Origin of the sequence: Cryptosporangium minutisporangium (genome assembly GCF_039536245.1) — a bacterium.
Taxonomy (GTDB): Bacteria; Actinomycetota; Actinomycetes; order Mycobacteriales; family Cryptosporangiaceae; genus Cryptosporangium; species Cryptosporangium minutisporangium.
Genome location: NZ_BAAAYN010000001.1, coordinates 154,031 through 170,150 on the forward strand (window position 1 = coordinate 154,031; position 16,120 = coordinate 170,150).

Genomic DNA, 16,120 nt, shown 5'->3' on the forward strand with positions numbered 1-16,120 from the left:
CTGCTCAAGCGCGAATGCGTACCGGTGGCACCGCCGGCCTGGCTCGCTGCGGGTAGAACGTCTCGTGCCGGGCCAGCATCGCCACGCACTCGGCGATCTTCCGCGTTCGCGTCTCGGCCCGCTTGACCCCATTGACCCGGCCGATGAGGGCAAAGCGGTTGGTCTTGGTGAGCACGTCGAACATCGCCTGCGCCGCCGGGTCGGCGGCGATCGCTGCTCGCAGGTCGGCCGGGACCTCCGCTTCCGACGGCGGCGCATAGGCGGCCGCCCACCGCCCGTCGGCTTTCGCCGCGTTCACCGCGTCGCGGCCGGGAGGCAGCATCAGACCGGCCGCCTCCAACCGGGCCACGTTGGCCACGTTGCGTTGAGACCAGATGCTGCGGGGCCGGCGCGGGGTGAACCGCCTCCAGGAACTCCCCTCGTCGCGCTTACGGGCCTGCCCGTCGATCCAGCCGAAGCACAGCGCCTCGTCGACCGCCTGCTGCCAGGTCAGCGTGGTGACGGAGCCGCCCTTCCTGGTCAGAGCGAGCCACACGCCAGGAGAGGTTGTGTGGTTGTCCAACAGCCACGCGCGCAGCGACGCGCCGTCAGCCACGATCAACTCGTCCAGTTCGGCTCCGGCCACCACCGCAGGCTAGTACCCCAACCCGGTGTTGCGCCTGGCTCTCAACCGGCAAAGAGTGTTCGCTGCATCTCCTCAGCCAGCTGCGGATGGTGATAGGCCCCTGCAGCGCGGAGGGCGCTGATCACTCGCCGCTGCGTCTCGCGGTCCTTGTCCTGGCTCATCTTGACCTTGCACTCGAAGCGGCTGATCGGCAGTCGCAGCCCGACCGTGCCCCTGGCGATCGGCCTCGCCCACTCGAGATCCAGCAGCATCGGGCTCTCGACGTGACGCTCGAAATGCTCCACCAACCGCGCCAGCGTCTTCAGGTTCGTCTCCTCGTCGAGGATCTCCGGTACCCCGTAACAGTGGACCGCGGTGAAGTTCCACGTCGGCGCCCGCAGAGCTCCCGGCGCGTACCAACTCGGAGAGACATAGCCGTGCACACCCTGAACGATGAGCACGACTTCCCGTTGGCCGAAGCCGTGAAGCTCCTCATCAGGCCGGCCCACGTGCGTGAACACCGCGAGCTCGTCACAGTCCTCGTCGAGGATCACCGGGTAGTGCGAGGCCACGAGGCCGTGCTGATCGCTCACCAGGATCGCCCACGGGTTCTCCCGGATCAGCCGCCGGACCAACTCGGGATCATCGACGAAGTGGTGCGGATTGTGACGCATCGGCGTCTCCCTCTCGATCGGAGACGCCCTTACAGCACCCTGCGAGTCCCGAGCGTGGCGGAAGACTCCGTCGCAGCGTCCCTCGGGCCCACGGCGACCGTACAACAGCGCCTCCACGTCACTTGCTCGATCTCGTCCGACGATTGGCCACGGTCGGCACCCGCCTGCTCATGGCGTATCACCGCGAAGTAGGTAACCTTGCTCTTCGGCCGTCCGTCCCCGGGTCGGGCGAGCCGACGTCAAGCAACGGCGTCCGCGGCTTCGAGGTAGGAGTTCGCGACCCCTCCGCCGCAGGGTGGAGTGAAACCACGACCTGGAGCGTCGTCCGGCTGAAGGCCGTGCGCCTCCCCGACCGGATGACCGGGAACCGCCGTGCGCCCTCTACTCACCCCCAGGGTGTCGTTGCCTCCGCGACAGCCCGCGCTCTACCGCGGTACCTCGGCGGTGCGATAGATGACGCACCACTCCGAAGCGCTGAGCGCCACCGTCGCTCCTCTGCCCGACCCCGCGCGCCTCGCCGCGCTGCACCACACCGGGCTCACCGCCCAGCCCGACACCGCGTTGGACCGCTTCGCCGACCTGGTCCGGAAAATCCTCGACGTTCCGGTCGTCCTGATTTCGCTCGTCAACGACACCTGTCAGTTCTTTCCCGGCGCGTCCGGGCTGGGACAGCCCTGGATGACCGAGCGGCAGACCCCGTTGAGCCACTCGTTCTGCCAGCAGGTCGTCGTGTCCGGCCGGCCGCTCGTGGTGACCGACGCGCGGCAACATCCCGATCTGCGCACGAGCCCGGCGATCCCCGACCTCGGCGTCGTCGCCAACGCGGGAATGCCGTTGACCGACGGCGAGGGACACGTCTTGGGGTCGCTCTGCGCGATCGATCACCGGCCCCGGAACTGGAACGCCCACGAGCTCGATCTGCTGACCGACCTGGCCGCGGCCTGCTCCTCGGAGCTACGGCTGCGTATCAGCGGCCACCGCGCTGAAACGGCGCTGCAACGCACCGTCGACGCGTCCGCGGCCCGCGAGCAGGCCCAGGCCGAAGCCGAACGACTCGCCGCAGACGTCGATACCGCCCTACGCCACAGCCGCGTCCTGCTCGGTGCCAGCGAGGCGCTCCAAGGCGCACTCACCGTCGATGACGTCGTGCGCGCCGTCTCGGATCTGGTCAGCGGTGACCTGGCGCCGACCCACGTCGGCGTCATGTTCCTCGACCGTCGATCCCGGCGACTGAACCTCGTGACGCCCGAACCGCTGCCAGCCGGCCCGGCGGAGCGGTGGGCGACCGTACCGGCCGACAGTGACCAGCCCGCCGCACGCGCCGTCCGCGATCAACGCCCGCTGTTCTTCCGTAGCCGCAGCGACTTCCAGGCCCTCTTCCCGGATCAGGTCGGCGACCTCGACCAGATCGGCTGGCAAGCCCTGGTCTGCGCGCCCCTGCTCAGCAGCGACGGCCCGCTGGGTACGCTGCGCTTCGCCTGGACGGATCCGCAGCGCCTCGACGTCGGCGAGCGGGCCGTCATCCTCTCCCTCGCCGGCTATGTCACCCAAGCCCTCGAGCGCGCCCGCCATCTGCACGAGCGCAGCACCGTCGCCGAAACCCTGCAGCGAGCAATGCTCACCGACCTGCCCACCGCGCCGCCGTACCAGCTGGCCGCCCGCTACGAACCGGCACACCGGGTGGAGCAGGTCGGCGGCGACTGGTACGACGCCGTGGCCCTCCCCGACGACCGCCTCGCCCTGGTCATCGGCGACGTCACCGGTCACGACATCGGCGCCGCCGCCCGCATGGGGCAACTGCGCAGCATGCTGCGCGCCTACCTCATCGACCAGCCAGACAGCCCGGCCGACGCGCTCCAACGCCTGGACAGCGCCAACTACGTCCTAGGTGACCGCACCCTCGCCACCGCGCTCGTCGCCGTCGTCGAGCCCGACGGCGAAGAAGGCCACCGGCTGCGCTGGTCCCCCGCCGGCCATCCCCCACCGATCGTGCTTCATCCCGACGGGACGACTGAAGCGCTCACCGCGAGTGACCTGATGCTCGGTGTGCGCCCCCGCACCCGCCGGACCACCCACACCGCGCCGATCCCCGCCGGAGGCACGCTGCTGCTGTACACCGACGGTCTCGCCGAAACCCGGACCGCGAACATCGACACGGGAATCGCCCGCCTCCGCCAGTTCCTCACCGCCCACCGCCACCTGCCGCTCGAGGAACTCCTCGACGCGCTGCTGTCCGACGGCTTCGGCTTCACCCACCACGACGACATCGCCGTGCTGGCGCTTCGCGTACCGTGACACGTCGGCGCTCATGGCAGTAGTGGTGCCCATCGGTGCGCGGAGCCCGATGACGTTTCAGAGACTCCGTCCGAGCTATCCCTGCGCTGGACCGGAACTCACGAGGAGTCACGCGAAGTGAACGCCGAGCCGTCCTGTGAGATGCACCAACTCGAGAACGAGTACCCGCCCGAGGCAGCCGCCGTCACTCACGTGCGACACGGCGTCCAAACCATGCTGACGCAGTGGAAGGTTCCGGAGACCGCCGCCGAGGACATCGTCCTGGTCGTCGAAGAGCTGCTCGCGAACGTCATCGACCACGCACGGACCCCGTTCCGCATCGCCGTCGACCGGCACGACTCGACGGTCCGGATAGCCGTCCACGACAAAAGCTCCGCGCCGCCGCAGGTGCGCGATGTCGACCTCACGGCACTACGCGGGCGCGGTCTGCGCCTCGTCGCGGCGATCGCTCAGCGCTGGGGTTACGACAACGAAGCCACCGGTAAGCGCGTGTGGGCAGAGATCTCCGTGTGACCGGCACGCCGTCCACGGGATGGCGGTTGGCTCGTCACAGCCATCCGTTGCGCCGGAACAGCACGTACAGGGTGAGGCAGAAGGCCGCGATCACCGCGAGGACACCGAAGTAGCCGTACTCCCAACGCAGCTCGGGCATGTTGTCGAAGTTCATGCCGTAGACCCCGGCGATCGCGGTCGGGGCCAGGCCGATCGCCGCCCACGCCGAGATTCGCCGCATGTCCTCGTTCTGGCGGGCGGTGACTTCGTTCTGCTTCAGCGCCAGCTCACTCTGCCGGACGCTCAAGCGGCTCAGGTCGGCTTGCAGGACGTCGCTGAGCAACCGGTCGTGTGCCTCGATCGCGTCGATGGTGCGCAGCACGTGGTCGTGGACGTCCCGGAAGTGCTCGGCGAGCTTCTTGTCCACGCCCGGCACCGTTCCCGCTGCCAGCCGCTGCACCGGAGCACTCAGCGGCACCGCTGCCCTACGGAACTCGGCGATCTCCCGTTTGAGCTTGTAGATGCGCTCGCCGTGGTCGCTGTCGTCGTTGCCGAATACCTGGGACTCGATGTCGTCGACGTCGACGTTGATGGATTCGAGGGCAGCCTCGTAACCGTCTACCACCAGATCGGCGGCTCGGTAGAGCACACCGGCTGGCCCGTACGCGACCAGCGGGCAGTCCGGCTGATCCAGCTCACGGCGTACCTGTCCCAGCACATCGCTGTTGCCGTGCCGGACCGTGACGACGAAGTGCGGACCGAGGAACAGGGCCAGCTCGGCGGTCTCCAGAACCTCGTCGTGGTCGACGTACCGGACCGGCTTGAGGACGGCGAACAGCACGTCGTCGTAGCGCTCGAGCTTCGGTCGCTGATGGGCGCGGACGGCGTCCTCGACGGCCAGCGACGGCAGCGAGAGCTCCTCGGCCAGGGTGGCGATGTCCTCGCTGGTGGGTTGCTGCAACCCGATCCAGACGAACCCCTCGGTCGTCGCAGCCACGTCACCGACCTGCGTGAACGGAACCGGACGATGCTGACGCCTGCCGTTCTCGTACAGGGCGCAGTCACCGATCACCGCATCGATCCCACGCGGGACGCTCGACCGGGCGACAGGAGAGTCAGGAATGCCGAGATCGGCCGCCGGGGCCCCCGGGAGGTTCCCGCCAGGCCGGGCCTGCTGTGCGCTCGTCGTCCTCATCCTCCCCAGCCCGGTGGGCCTGCACCGTCCCGCCCGCGTCGACCTCGTGGTCGGCGCCCTGCTGATCACCGTATCGGGAGGTCCGACACCGGTCCGCGCTGCGCTGCGCCTGGGTCCTCGAAGAAGACGCGGTCGGTGGGGCGCCGGTTAGTTGGTAGGCAGGGTGAGGCTGATGCGGGTGCCGCCGCCGGGATTGTCGGTGGCGGCGATCGTGCCCCCGTGCCGGTGCACGATCTGGTGGCAGATGGCCAGTCCGAGACCGGTGCCGGCGTAGGTGCGGTGGGCGTCGACTCGGTAGAAGGTGCCGAAGACGTGGGGCTGGTCGGCGGCGGGGATGCCAATGCCGCGGTCGGCGAGGTCGATCCGCGCGTAGCCGGGCTTGTCGCCGGGGAGCTCGGCGCTGATGGTGATGTCGGCGGGCTGTCCCGGTGGAGTGTATTTGAGGGCGTTACCGATCAGGTTGTCCAGCAGTTGTCGAGCCAGCACCGGGTCGGCGTCCACGGTCGGTAGCGCGCTGACCTGGATGCGTGGTGCGTCGGTGCCGGTCGGCGGCGGGTGCGCGGTGCGTTCGGTGATGATGTCGGCGACGACCGTGTTCAGGTCGACCGGCTGCGGCTGGAGTTGCCTGTCGCGCGCGGTGGCGTAGCCGAGCAGGTCGTCGATGAGTCGGCGCATGCGCTCGACGCCGGCCTGCAGGCGGGTCAGCATCGGTGCTGTGGTGGCGGCGTACTCGCTGCTGCCGTCGTTGTCGGGGTCGAGGGTCTCGGCGATCAGCTCGGCGTATCCGGCGATCGCGGCCAGGGGTGCCTTGAGGTCGTGCGCGACGACGCCGGCGAAGGCTCGTAGTTCGGCTTCGCGTTCGCGGAGCGCGGTGATGTCGTGCGAGGCGGCGACCGCACCGATGATCCCGCCGTGGGGGTCGCGCAACGGCCGGGCGTGCATCAGTAGTGAACGGCGTGACCCGTCGGGTCGCGGGATGGCGGCCTCCAGGCCGTCCACGTGGATTCCCTGCAAAGCCTGCATCAGCGGCGTCTCGTCCATGGGTACCGGAGTGCCGTCGGGGTAGGCGAGGGCAGCCTTCGGGGTTGCGTCTGCGATGGTCAGGCGTCCGTCGCCGGGCGGCAGAGTGCGCCTGGCGTTGCGGTTGGCGTGCACGATGGTGCCGTCGGTGGCGCAGGTGACGACGGTGACGTCGATCGCGTCGAGGACCTGCGTCAGGTAGTCCTTGTGGGCGGTGAGTTCGTCGCGGGCCGCGCGCAGACGATCTGCGGTGGCCCCGAGATCCGCCTCGACCGCCTTCCGGCGGCTGATGTCGGTGCAGACACCGTCGACGAACAGCCGGCCGTGCTCGTAGCGGGCCGACGCACGGGTCCAGACCCACCGGATGATGCCGTCGTAACCCGTGACCCGGCACTCGACGGCGGCCGATTCGCCTCCCGAGACCTGCGTGTGAAAAGCAGCGAACGCCGGCCGATCGTCGGGGTGGACGCGGTCGGCCAGCACTCGGCCGAGGTCGGCGGTGGGCAGGTTGCCGCCGAAGATCGCCGAGCCGTCGGGACTGGCGTAGACGCTGCGCACCGTGCCGTCGGGCATGATTTCGACGGTCCAGAGATAGTCGTTGACCTGTTCGACGATGCGGTCGAAGTCGCGGCGGACCGCCGCGAGGGTCAGGGTGAGTTCCTCGGCGCGGCGGCGTTCCACGAACCGGCCGAGGTGTGCGCTGACCGCGTCGAGCACCGCCAGCACGTCGGGGTCACGGGGCAGGTCGGTGTCGGTGAAGAAGGCCAGTACGCCCAGCACCCGCTGGCCGCTGCGGACCGGCAAGCCGATGCCGGTGCGCAGCCCAGCGCGACGGGCCGCGGCGGCGCGGGTGAAGTTGGGGATGTCGTCGAACAGCGAGCTGGTCCAGACTTCCGCGCCGCGCTGCCAGACCGCACCGGCCAGTCCCTGACCTCGCTCCAGGACCAGCGGACTGTCCCCGGTGAACATCGTGAGGTCCTGGCCGGGCGCGGTCCAGGAACTGATCCGGGCGATGCGGCAGCGGTCGTCGCTGACCTCCCAATACTCACCGCAGGCCCAGCCCAGCTCGCCGGCGATCGCGGCCACCGCACCGACGGCGGCCTGCTGCGCGGACGACGCTTCGGACAGCACCTGCGCCACCGCGTGCCGGGCCCGGCGCAGGACCTCGGCCCGGTGAGCGTCGGTGACGTCGTGCAGAGCCGCCACCGCACCGAGACAGCGCCCGTCGGGTGTGTTGATCGGGCGGGCATTGGCCAGGAACCGGTGGAGCTCGTCGTCCTGACCGCGGAGCGCCAGCTGCTGACCGTGCACAGTTTCTCCGCTCAGCGCACGCACCAGCGGTAGCTGCTCGACGGCGAGCCGAGTGCGCCCATCCGGCTCGTAGACGTCGAGTCCCCTGACCCAGGTCTCGACGTCAGGCGGAGGAGCGCCGCCGTGGCTCTCGCTCATCGCCCGGTTGACCAGCAGGAGCTGGCCTGCGGGATCGCAGGCGGCCACCCCGGTGTCCAGGCTGTCGAGCAGGGTGTGCAGAAACGTACGCTCGTCGGCCAGCCTCCGGCGCTCCTCCTCCAGCTGCTCCTGAGCGGCCTTCCGGGCGGTAATGTCGTGCAGGAACGCATGAAATCTCGATCGACCGCGTTCCATGCTGACCTGCAGTGTCATCTCGATCGGGAACTCCCGGCCACCCTTGTCGATCGCCGCCAGCTCCAGCCGCTGCCCCGCCAACGCCGACACCCCGGTGGCCCGGACCCGTGCCAGCCCGGCGTCATGAGCGGCCCGGTACTGAGCGGGAACGATCAGCTCGGTGACCGGCCGGCCGAGCGCCTCGGCTGCCGAGAATCCGAACAGCAGCTCGGCTGCGGCGTTCCACGCCACCACTCGCCCGGCCGCGTCCATCGACACGTACGCGTCGTGGGTGCAGTCGAGTACCGCCTGCATCCGTTCGGCCGCCAGCAAGACTTCTCCGTGCGCTAGACGCAGCGCGATCTCCGACTCCGCTGCCGCGGCGAGATCTCCGAGGATCTCGAGCTCGCGGGCGCTCCACTGGCGGGACTTGGTGTCGGTGACGCAGAAGGAACCCAGCACGTGTCCGCCGGGGTCGTGCAGCGGGACACCCGCGTACGCGATCGCGTCGTAGTCGACGATCGCCGGGTTGGTACGCAGCCGCTCGTCCACCCGGGCATCCGCCACCACCAGCGGGGCGTCATCGGCTACCACGTACTTGCAGTACGAGTGAGACAGGGGCGTCTGCCGCGACGCCGCCAGTTCCCCGGACAATCCGCAGTCGCTGGCGAAGACCTGACGTTCAGCATCCACCAGGGAGACCAGTGCAACCGGCACATCCAGCACCCGCGCCGCCAACGCCGTCAACCGATCCAGCGACGGAACCATCGCGCCACCGGTCAACCCAGTGGCGCGCAGCGCCTCCAGCCGGGCCGCATCGGCGACCCGGCCCGTCGCGCCCGAAACCGAGCCTGACGTCACAACCCCTCATCGGCCGTCGGCACGGCCAGCTGAGAAAGCCCACATCTCCGTGGTCGGTGAGCGCCGACGAGATCGAACCGCGACGTCGGCGTGACCGGTGAGCAGACATCGCCCGTAGCCCGATGCGGTGATTGAAGCTCGTCTCGGGGTAAGGAAACGGTTCCGAGTCGCCTACCGCGGAGGGAGCACATCATGGCTGGTCTGCGTGAGCTGCTGATGGTTGGGCCGGGCGGTCTCCGGCTCGCGGAGGTCGACCCGCGCAGCACCCCGGGCCTACCGGAGCAGCGGGTAGTCGGTGACGACCCGAAGCAATGGTCGAAGACCCAGGTGACCGCCATCTCCGAGGAGCTCAACGCCTACCAGGAGCGGCTCTACGCCTCAGCGAAGGAAGGCGCTACCAATCGGCGGGTGTTGCTGGTGCTGCAATCCATGGACTGCGGCGGCAAAGACGGCGCCGTCCGTAACGTCACCCAGCGCATGAGCCCGGCGGGAATGAAAGCCGTCAGCTTCGGCCCGCCCGACCAAGAGGAGCGCCGCCACGATTTCCTCTGGCGCGTCCGGAGAGCGCTGCCCCCCGTCGGCCACGTCGGTATTTTCAACCGGTCGCACTACGAGGACGTACTCATCGCGCGAGTGCACGACCTGGTCGGCGAGGACGTGTGGTCGCAGCGTTACGACCTGATCAACGATTTCGAGGCCGAGCAAGCAGCCGAGGGGCTGACCCTGGTGAAGGTCATGCTGCACATCTCCAAGGACGAGCAGAAGAAGCGTCTGCTGGCTCGGCTGGACGACCAGAGCAAGCACTGGAAGTACGACCCGGGTGACCTCGACGACCGGGCCCGCTGGGACGACTACCAGCGCGCGTACGAAGACGCGATCAACCGGTGCAACACCGCCGCCGCGCCCTGGTACGTGGTGCCCGCCGACCGCAAGTGGTACCGCAACTGGGCGGTCGCCACCCTGCTGCGCGACGCCTTCGCCGCGATCAACCCACAATATCCGGAGCCGAAGTTCGACGTGACCGCCGAACGCGCCAAGCTCCTCGCCGCCGACGGATGACAACGCGCCCGACTCAGCGAATGCCTGCGCTCGACCCTACGAGCGATGGCACTCCGTCGAGCCCGACAGCAACGGCCGACGTGGCGTGTCGATGACGGACGCGCCACACCCGCCTAGTACTCCAGTGACAGTTAGCTGGTAGTGGGCTGGCAACGCCGACGGCTCATAGATCGGTGGCCGCCCGCGGCGACGGGTAGAGCGGCGGCACAAGTAGGTGACTGCTTCACTGAAACCGACCAACGCGCGTTGACGAACGAACTTGAGCACCAGGCCCCACGCGCGGTCGTCGCCACACGCGGCGAGGCAGAAGACCGCATACTGCCGCACCGCGACGTTCTTATCCGCCGCGCAGGTCGCGAAGTCCTCGCTCGCTGCCTCGCCAACTCGCCTAGCCAACGCGATCAGCGCCGCACAGCGCAGATCGACCGACCCGGTTCCACGCGCGGTCAGAGCCTCGCGGAGAGCCTCCAGGCCAGCCGGGCCGGCCGTCTCGCCCAGCGCCGCGGCGATCCCCACCCTCTGATATCGCGAGGAAGCCGACCCGAACGCGCCCGCGAGCAGCCCGTCACCGTCAGACGCGCGCAACGCAGCCTCCTCGAGGGCCGCCTCGAAAACGTCCGACCGGCGACTACACAACCGCTCAGCCAGCGGCTTCACTGACCGCCGCTCCTTCCCCCATCAAGGGTCGAACCTCACAACGGACAGAATCCCACAGGTCTGCGCTGCTGAATTCCGACGACACTCGTCACCGCCGCAGGACCCAACCCACCACCGATCTGCTACGCCGAAACCGGCGTCTGGGATTGAGGCGCGAGAACGTCCGCTCCTGGCTCCCCTCTATGTCAAGACGCGGCTCGACGAGGGGTCGTAGGGTGGATTTTGGCGGGTCCGGGAAGTGACTTTTCCGAAGCGTCGACGTCGGGGTTGGAGTCGGCCGCGCTGGAGTCAGTAGTCGTCCCCGGTTGTCCTCCCGGGTCCGTCCCTCCCGCGCCGACGCCGTTCATCGCGTCGTTGAGCATCGTGCGATAGACGACGCCGGAGAGCCGTCGTTTGAGTGCGCCGAAGTGCGGCTTATTCGGGAAACAAGTGATGTCGCCGACCTCGACCAGCAGCCGCACGAAGCTGGTTGAGATCAGGTTCCCCTCCGGGAGTTCGGAGTGTGCAGCAACGCTATACCTGCCAACGATTGTTGACAATCCCGTACTTTGCATCGTGATGGCTCACGGACTGGGGGGAACTCGCCTGGATGGTCTCGTGCAGCGGTGGCCACTGCTCGAAGCCGTTCCGAAATCGACCCCAGCCGTATAGGGCTTTGGGGAACTTCATTGAGTGGCGGGCATGTAATAGTAATCTCAGCCGCTGACCCGGAAATTGCTGCAGTGGTCTCCCAGACTCCATTCGCCGATGGTTGGGTCGGTGATCGTAACCGCAATCCACGTAATATCATGCACCTGCTGTATGCTGGCGTGCATGACGCACTTAACGCGTTGATTGGGCGGCCCCCGAAATTGATACCCGTCTTCGCACAGCCGCTCCGAGGCGCGATTATTCGCGCTGACGATTCGAAGATGAGCATGGTGAACCTAGTCGGCCCGGGATCACGATGGCGTAACGAGTTCTGCGCCCGGGCCGCCCTACGAATACCCTTCTACCGACCGACACGCAAGGCGTCCAAAGTCAGGGCGCCAGTTCTCGTTTGCGTAGCAGATGTGGATACAATGACCTCATGTGACGCCACGATCGCCATGGCACTCAAAATGCCCAGAGCAACGTGTATTCGGTATCCCATAGACCACTTTGATATCCACTTCGGCGAGACGTTCGATCGAGCAGTGAGCGAACAAGTGGACTTTTTCTGCCAACATCTTCGCTAGTGCATGAGCCTGCCGCCCACCTGCCTGTGTGCAGTGTCCATATGGCGCAATGACGATCGCTCACACGGTCAAAATAGCGATCGCCAATCAGACGTCGGCGGCCGCGGGCTGCACGCTTCTAGCCGCGGATAGCGCGTCGGGGTGCGCGCTGCGCGGCGGTAGGCGCGGGCGGTGGTCGCGGATCCCATCGGCAGCGGCCATCGACGGACCGGTCAATCCGCTGACGGGTAATGGGCCGAACAGGTGGAAGACGCGTCAACACGGCTGATCGGGGCTGCATCGGCGGTACCTACTCAAGGACTCTCTCACCACCACGGGGGAGATGAGATGAGCCAATCAGCAGGTCGATTGATTCACCGGATCGGCGGGGCGATCGCCGTCGTCCTGGTAATAGCCTTCGTCGGGACCGGTGTCCACGCGGCGGCTGCCCGACACGATGACTTGCATACCGCGCTGTCGTTCGTCCTAGCAGCGGTCAGCACGGTGGCAGCTGTGCTGCAATTACACAAGCCGTCCTACCGGACAATTCGCGAGACCGGCAGGACCGTCGTCGCCGTTTTTGCGGCGGTTCTACTGGTCATGTCGATTCCGGCGATCTGGGTCCTGACCACGCCGCCCACGATCAAGATCGGCGTATCGCTCCCCCTGACCGGCGGCAATCTGCCCGACGCCCTACCGATCCTTCGCTCCGTCCGGCTCGTCGTTGACAAGGTCAACGACGAGACACCAATCGGCAATCACCGGATCGAGGCGGTGCCGTTCGACGACAGCAGGGTAGAAGACTCGATTCGATTCGCCGACGACGACGGGAAGCTCGAACGCGGCACCCACGAGCTCGACGACGTAATCGACGACGCCCAGGTGGCCGGCATCGTCGGGCCGTTCACCAGTGGTGCGGCACTAACCGAAATCCCGGCCGTCAACGAAGCCGGGATGGCGCTGATCAGTCACTCAACGACACTGCATTGCTTGACCTCGGCGCGATGCAATGAAGCCCCTGCGAACTCAAGGCGCACGTTCTTCCGGCTCGTCGTCTCGGACGACGTCCGGACCCGTGAACTGGTGCGGCGGCTCTCACCTCAGCTCGACCCAGGCCGTCGTGCGCCCGGTAGGGCCGGCGCAACAGCCGAGCCGCGGGTGATCGTCTTCACCGACGCCACGCCTTTCGGAGACGGATTTGCGGAGGAGTTCATCTCAGCTTGGACCACGGCGGGGGGAGAACCACCGAAGAGGGCAGTAGCGCGCATGCACGCGGGCGTGCTCGGGGCACGCAGAGAGCCGCCAGCGCTCGTGGTCTTCGCCGGTACCGGAACGGACGGACTCACCGTCTATCGGTATCTGCAGCGACAGCCGAAGCGGTTCGCCGGCACTATGTTCGCGGGCTCCGGAACGATCACGAACGGCGCGTTCACCCGCAGCATGCAGCGGCTCGAGCCGGTCGGGCGGCTCTATGCGATCGCGCCGGTCCCATCAGACGAGACACCCGACGTGACGGACTTCGCCAGCACCTACATCTCCCGCTACCAACAGGACCTCACCCCATACTGCGTAACCGCTGCGGACGCGACCACAGCGCTCTTGATGGCGGTCCGCGCAGCCGCCGAGAGGGTGCGGCCACCGAGCTCGAGCTGGGATCCACTCAGCAAGCATCAAGCAAAAGCCTTCCGAGCCGCAGTCGTCCACAACCTCCGGCTGCTCAACCGCTCCGCCGACATGACGTTCCCCATGCTGACCGGGGCGACACGGTTCGACACCAAAGGCGACGTCGTGCACGAGGGGCCCGAGTCCGACCGCGTATCGCTCTACTCCTGGAACGATAGGGACAAAGCGTGGCGCCTCAGTCGCGAATGAGAAACCTCTCCAGCAACGTAGATGAGCGCAGCAGATGAGCCGTGAGGCGCCGCAGACGACGCGACTACCGGACACGACTGGCGAGTTCGCGCGCCTACCCGACACACTCATCCGCCGCATTCATTCGAGCGAGATGCCTGCCCCGACGTCGAGCCCTCGACGAACCAGCACGCCGTCGACCGGCTAGACAGCGACCACTGCCTCTCGCAGGCGGGAGTGAGGCGGATGCCGCAGGCTGCAGCGGGACTGCAGCGGGCTACTGTCGACCGCTGTGATCAGTACGCGGATCGACTATGGCGACCTCCCCACTTGGGTGTCGGCGGTCGGTGGCCTCACGTCACTCATCTTTGCCGCAGTTGCCGCCGTGGCTGCGTGGCGGATCCTGCGGACCGAGCAGCAAAGAGACGATCGCGCCTCCGAAGCCGAGCGACGAGCCCAGGCCGGCACGGTTGCCGCCTGGCTGCCCGATGCTGCAGATCGTGAAGGCTACGACGCCGGACCCATCCGCGTGAATGTCCGGAATGGGAGCAGCCTTCCCATCTATCGAGTCCTGATCTCGGTTGTGGTGCGGTCAGACGGCCAAAGCTTCCGCGAAATCGCCCACTCTGGTGGACCGGATCGCACTTACCGTGAACTTGCAGCACCCGGCGACAACGAGTTCCTGTTAGACGTGCCCGCAGCGCGCAGTCGTCGGCGCGTTGCCCTGGAGTTCCGAGACGCCTCCGGCCGAGATTGGAAACGCGATCACGATGGATCGCTGATCGAGCTAGGTGGCTTCTCGTAGCTCAATCGAGGCAATGTCAACCGGCACCCGCCGCGTGCTCATCTGCCGCGCTGTGTGCTGGCGGTCCGTGCCCGCTCATCGCGTCGTCCCGCCGCCGTGGGTAGCAGGCGATCGATCTGGCATTCTGCGTGTTCTCGGGTCGGGCGGAGATTGCCCGGCTAGCGACAGAACGGACGAGGTGACGATGAGCGATCTGGGGCTGGACGCGTTAACGGTCAGGGCGAAGACAGGTTGCGAAGCGGTGACCGTCGGGGGTGTGCCCATGGGCGTCACCGTGCTGGACTTCTGGCAGTGGGCATGTTCGGACCTGGCCAACAACGCCATGCGCGGTGTCCTCGCGGAGTACCTCGTCGGCCAGGCCCTCGGCTGTGTCAGCGGACAGACACGGACAGAATGGGACGCCTACGATCTGCTGACGCCAGAGGGCCGACGGGTCGAGGTAAAGAGCGCCGCATATCTGCAGAGCTGGTCGCAGACCCGTCTGTCCGCGATCGCGTTCGACATCCGGCCCACCACAGGCTGGGACGCGACGACGAATACCACCGCGGCAGAACGCCGTCGCCAGGCGGAAATTTATGTCTTCTGTCTCCTGCACCACTGCCACAAGCCCACGGTCGATCCCCTCGATACCGACCAGTGGACTTTCTACGTCTTACCGACAGCGAGACTTGACGCCGAACTCGGCACCCAGAAACGGCTCTCGCTGAACGGACTCAAGCGGCTTGACCCCCGAGTAGGCACCTTCATCGATCTCCCCGCGCTGGTCGCCCTGGAATAGGCGCGTCGTCCTTCTGGCTCGGGCCGCGAACAGTTACGGAACGTGCTCATCTGCCGCGAGCAGGGGACAGACCCGGTCGACGTGCGTCCGCAGCATTCCCTCGGGTCGTCGAGCCTTCAGCTTCGCCGTCTCTTCCAGACTCGTAACGTCTGATGGCGCAAGGGCTGCGAGCGTTCCTTCGCCTGCGTCAACACGACGAGTTCATCGATTACCTCCTCCGAGGAGAAACCCTCCTCCAGCCACCGCAACGCCAGACCCGGCCAGTAGTCCGTCGGCCAGCCCAGAGCAATCCTCACCAGCGCCCCCAACGGCGGACCAACCTGACCCGGGACCAGCTGCTCAGCAAGGACCTGGCTCACCCGTACATAGGACAGCTCAAGCATGGGCAGCGCCATCCGCAAGTCGCCCAGCATCGGACGGGCGGTCTGCAGTCCACGCCCGACCCACCACGATCCGTCATCGTCGGCGACCAACGCCAGGCCATGGCTATTGATGACCCACGCATGCCGCCACGACTCGGTGGCCTTGGCGATGGCGGAGACAAACGCGAGCTCGCCAGGCAGTTCCACGAGGGCGGGCCTGCGTGCAACGCGCCCAAGGGATTACGGGTGCGTGGGTCCGGCAGCGTCACGAGGCGCGCCGCTACTGCCGAGACGACCCGCAGACCGATCAGGATGTCGTCGGCACTCCCTCACGCACCTCAGTACCGCGAACGGTGCGAACAGGTGCCCTGACCCGAAGCCGCGCATCGCGAAGAGAATGCGAACAGTGTTGGTCCACGGTCCCCCGCCCAGTCGGAAGCACCTTGGGCACATCCACCATGAGGAGACTGTCTATGCCGCAAATTGGCCCGTCGATCGGTGTCATAGGGCCCGGCGAAGGCGTCGCAAACGATCACGAAATCGCACTGGCCAGACAAGTCGGTCGTCTGCTGGGCGAGTTGCTGACGGGTCCTTTGCTGACAGTTGGCCCGCTTCGCAGCTTGCTGGGACGGATGGTGCTTGGACTCA

The 16,120-nt window shown here is 67.3% G+C and carries 12 protein-coding genes; 6 read left to right on the forward strand and 6 right to left on the reverse strand.

Annotated features, from left to right (window positions below):
- Positions 1–4: 4 nt before the first annotated feature.
- Together ABEB28_RS00860 and ABEB28_RS00865 are read right to left on the reverse strand one after the other, a co-directional pair.
- Positions 5–625, reverse strand: coding sequence for a YdeI/OmpD-associated family protein (locus ABEB28_RS00860; protein ID WP_345725960.1), 621 nt, complete (start codon positions 623–625; stop codon positions 5–7).
- Between the two features lie 41 nt (positions 626–666).
- Complete coding sequence (locus ABEB28_RS00865; RefSeq protein ID WP_345725961.1) at positions 667–1,278, reverse strand: FMN-binding negative transcriptional regulator; 612 nt, start codon at positions 1,276–1,278, stop codon at positions 667–669.
- A gap of 453 nt (positions 1,279–1,731) precedes the next feature.
- Here ABEB28_RS00865 and ABEB28_RS00870 point away from each other — a divergent pair, with 453 nt between their 5' ends.
- Entirely contained in the window at positions 1,732–3,573 is a 1,842-nt protein-coding gene (locus tag ABEB28_RS00870; protein ID WP_345725962.1) for a GAF domain-containing SpoIIE family protein phosphatase, read from the forward strand.
- 117 nt (positions 3,574–3,690) lie between these two features.
- Positions 3,691–4,086, forward strand: a complete 396-nt coding sequence (locus ABEB28_RS00875; protein WP_345725963.1) for an ATP-binding protein — start codon at positions 3,691–3,693, stop codon at positions 4,084–4,086.
- Between the two features lie 34 nt (positions 4,087–4,120).
- Here the strand turns inward: ABEB28_RS00875 and ABEB28_RS00880 are convergent, their stop codons facing one another.
- Together ABEB28_RS00880 and ABEB28_RS00885 are read right to left on the reverse strand one after the other, a co-directional pair.
- Positions 4,121–5,062 (reverse strand): magnesium and cobalt transport protein CorA, encoded by a 942-nt coding sequence (locus ABEB28_RS00880; RefSeq protein WP_345725964.1) that lies wholly within the window; start codon positions 5,060–5,062, stop codon positions 4,121–4,123.
- Between the two features lie 345 nt (positions 5,063–5,407).
- Positions 5,408–8,764 carry a PAS domain S-box protein gene (locus ABEB28_RS00885; RefSeq protein WP_345725965.1) on the reverse strand — a complete coding sequence of 1,119 codons (3,357 nt, stop codon included), beginning with the start codon at positions 8,762–8,764 and terminating at the stop codon, positions 5,408–5,410.
- A gap of 192 nt (positions 8,765–8,956) precedes the next feature.
- Between ABEB28_RS00885 and ABEB28_RS00890 the strand changes: the two genes are divergently transcribed.
- Positions 8,957–9,823, forward strand: a complete 867-nt coding sequence (locus tag ABEB28_RS00890) for a PPK2 family polyphosphate kinase (protein WP_345725966.1) — start codon at positions 8,957–8,959, stop codon at positions 9,821–9,823.
- A 36-nt stretch (positions 9,824–9,859) separates the two neighbouring features.
- Here the strand turns inward: ABEB28_RS00890 and ABEB28_RS00895 are convergent, their stop codons facing one another.
- Positions 9,860–10,480, reverse strand: a complete 621-nt coding sequence (locus ABEB28_RS00895; RefSeq protein ID WP_345725967.1) for a HEAT repeat domain-containing protein — start codon at positions 10,478–10,480, stop codon at positions 9,860–9,862.
- A 1,544-nt stretch (positions 10,481–12,024) separates the two neighbouring features.
- Here ABEB28_RS00895 and ABEB28_RS00900 point away from each other — a divergent pair.
- From ABEB28_RS00900 to ABEB28_RS00910, 3 genes are all read left to right on the forward strand, one after another.
- Positions 12,025–13,548: an ABC transporter substrate-binding protein gene (locus ABEB28_RS00900; protein ID WP_345725968.1), complete on the forward strand. Its 1,524-nt coding sequence runs from the start codon at positions 12,025–12,027 to the stop codon at positions 13,546–13,548.
- A 271-nt stretch (positions 13,549–13,819) separates the two neighbouring features.
- Positions 13,820–14,332 carry a hypothetical protein gene (locus ABEB28_RS00905; RefSeq protein WP_345725969.1) on the forward strand — a complete coding sequence of 171 codons (513 nt, stop codon included), beginning with the start codon at positions 13,820–13,822 and terminating at the stop codon, positions 14,330–14,332.
- A gap of 184 nt (positions 14,333–14,516) precedes the next feature.
- Positions 14,517–15,110: a hypothetical protein gene (locus tag ABEB28_RS00910; protein ID WP_345725970.1), complete on the forward strand. Its 594-nt coding sequence runs from the start codon at positions 14,517–14,519 to the stop codon at positions 15,108–15,110.
- A gap of 116 nt (positions 15,111–15,226) precedes the next feature.
- Here ABEB28_RS00910 and ABEB28_RS00915 read toward each other — a convergent pair whose 3' ends face one another.
- Positions 15,227–15,679 carry a hypothetical protein gene (locus ABEB28_RS00915; protein ID WP_345725971.1) on the reverse strand — a complete coding sequence of 151 codons (453 nt, stop codon included), beginning with the start codon at positions 15,677–15,679 and terminating at the stop codon, positions 15,227–15,229.
- Positions 15,680–16,120 lie beyond the last annotated feature (441 nt).

What these genes read in the sequence shown, in the direction of transcription:
- ABEB28_RS00865 (WP_345725961.1), bottom strand. Translation starts at nt 1,278, where the DNA reads ATGCGTCACAATCCGCACCACTTCGTCGATGATCCCGAGTTGGTCCGG.
- ABEB28_RS00870 (WP_345725962.1), top strand. Translation starts at nt 1,732, where the DNA reads ATGACGCACCACTCCGAAGCGCTGAGCGCCACCGTCGCTCCTCTGCCC.
- ABEB28_RS00890 (WP_345725966.1), top strand. Translation starts at nt 8,957, where the DNA reads ATGGCTGGTCTGCGTGAGCTGCTGATGGTTGGGCCGGGCGGTCTCCGG.
- ABEB28_RS00900 (WP_345725968.1), top strand. Translation starts at nt 12,025, where the DNA reads ATGAGCCAATCAGCAGGTCGATTGATTCACCGGATCGGCGGGGCGATC.
- ABEB28_RS00910 (WP_345725970.1), top strand. Translation starts at nt 14,517, where the DNA reads ATGAGCGATCTGGGGCTGGACGCGTTAACGGTCAGGGCGAAGACAGGT.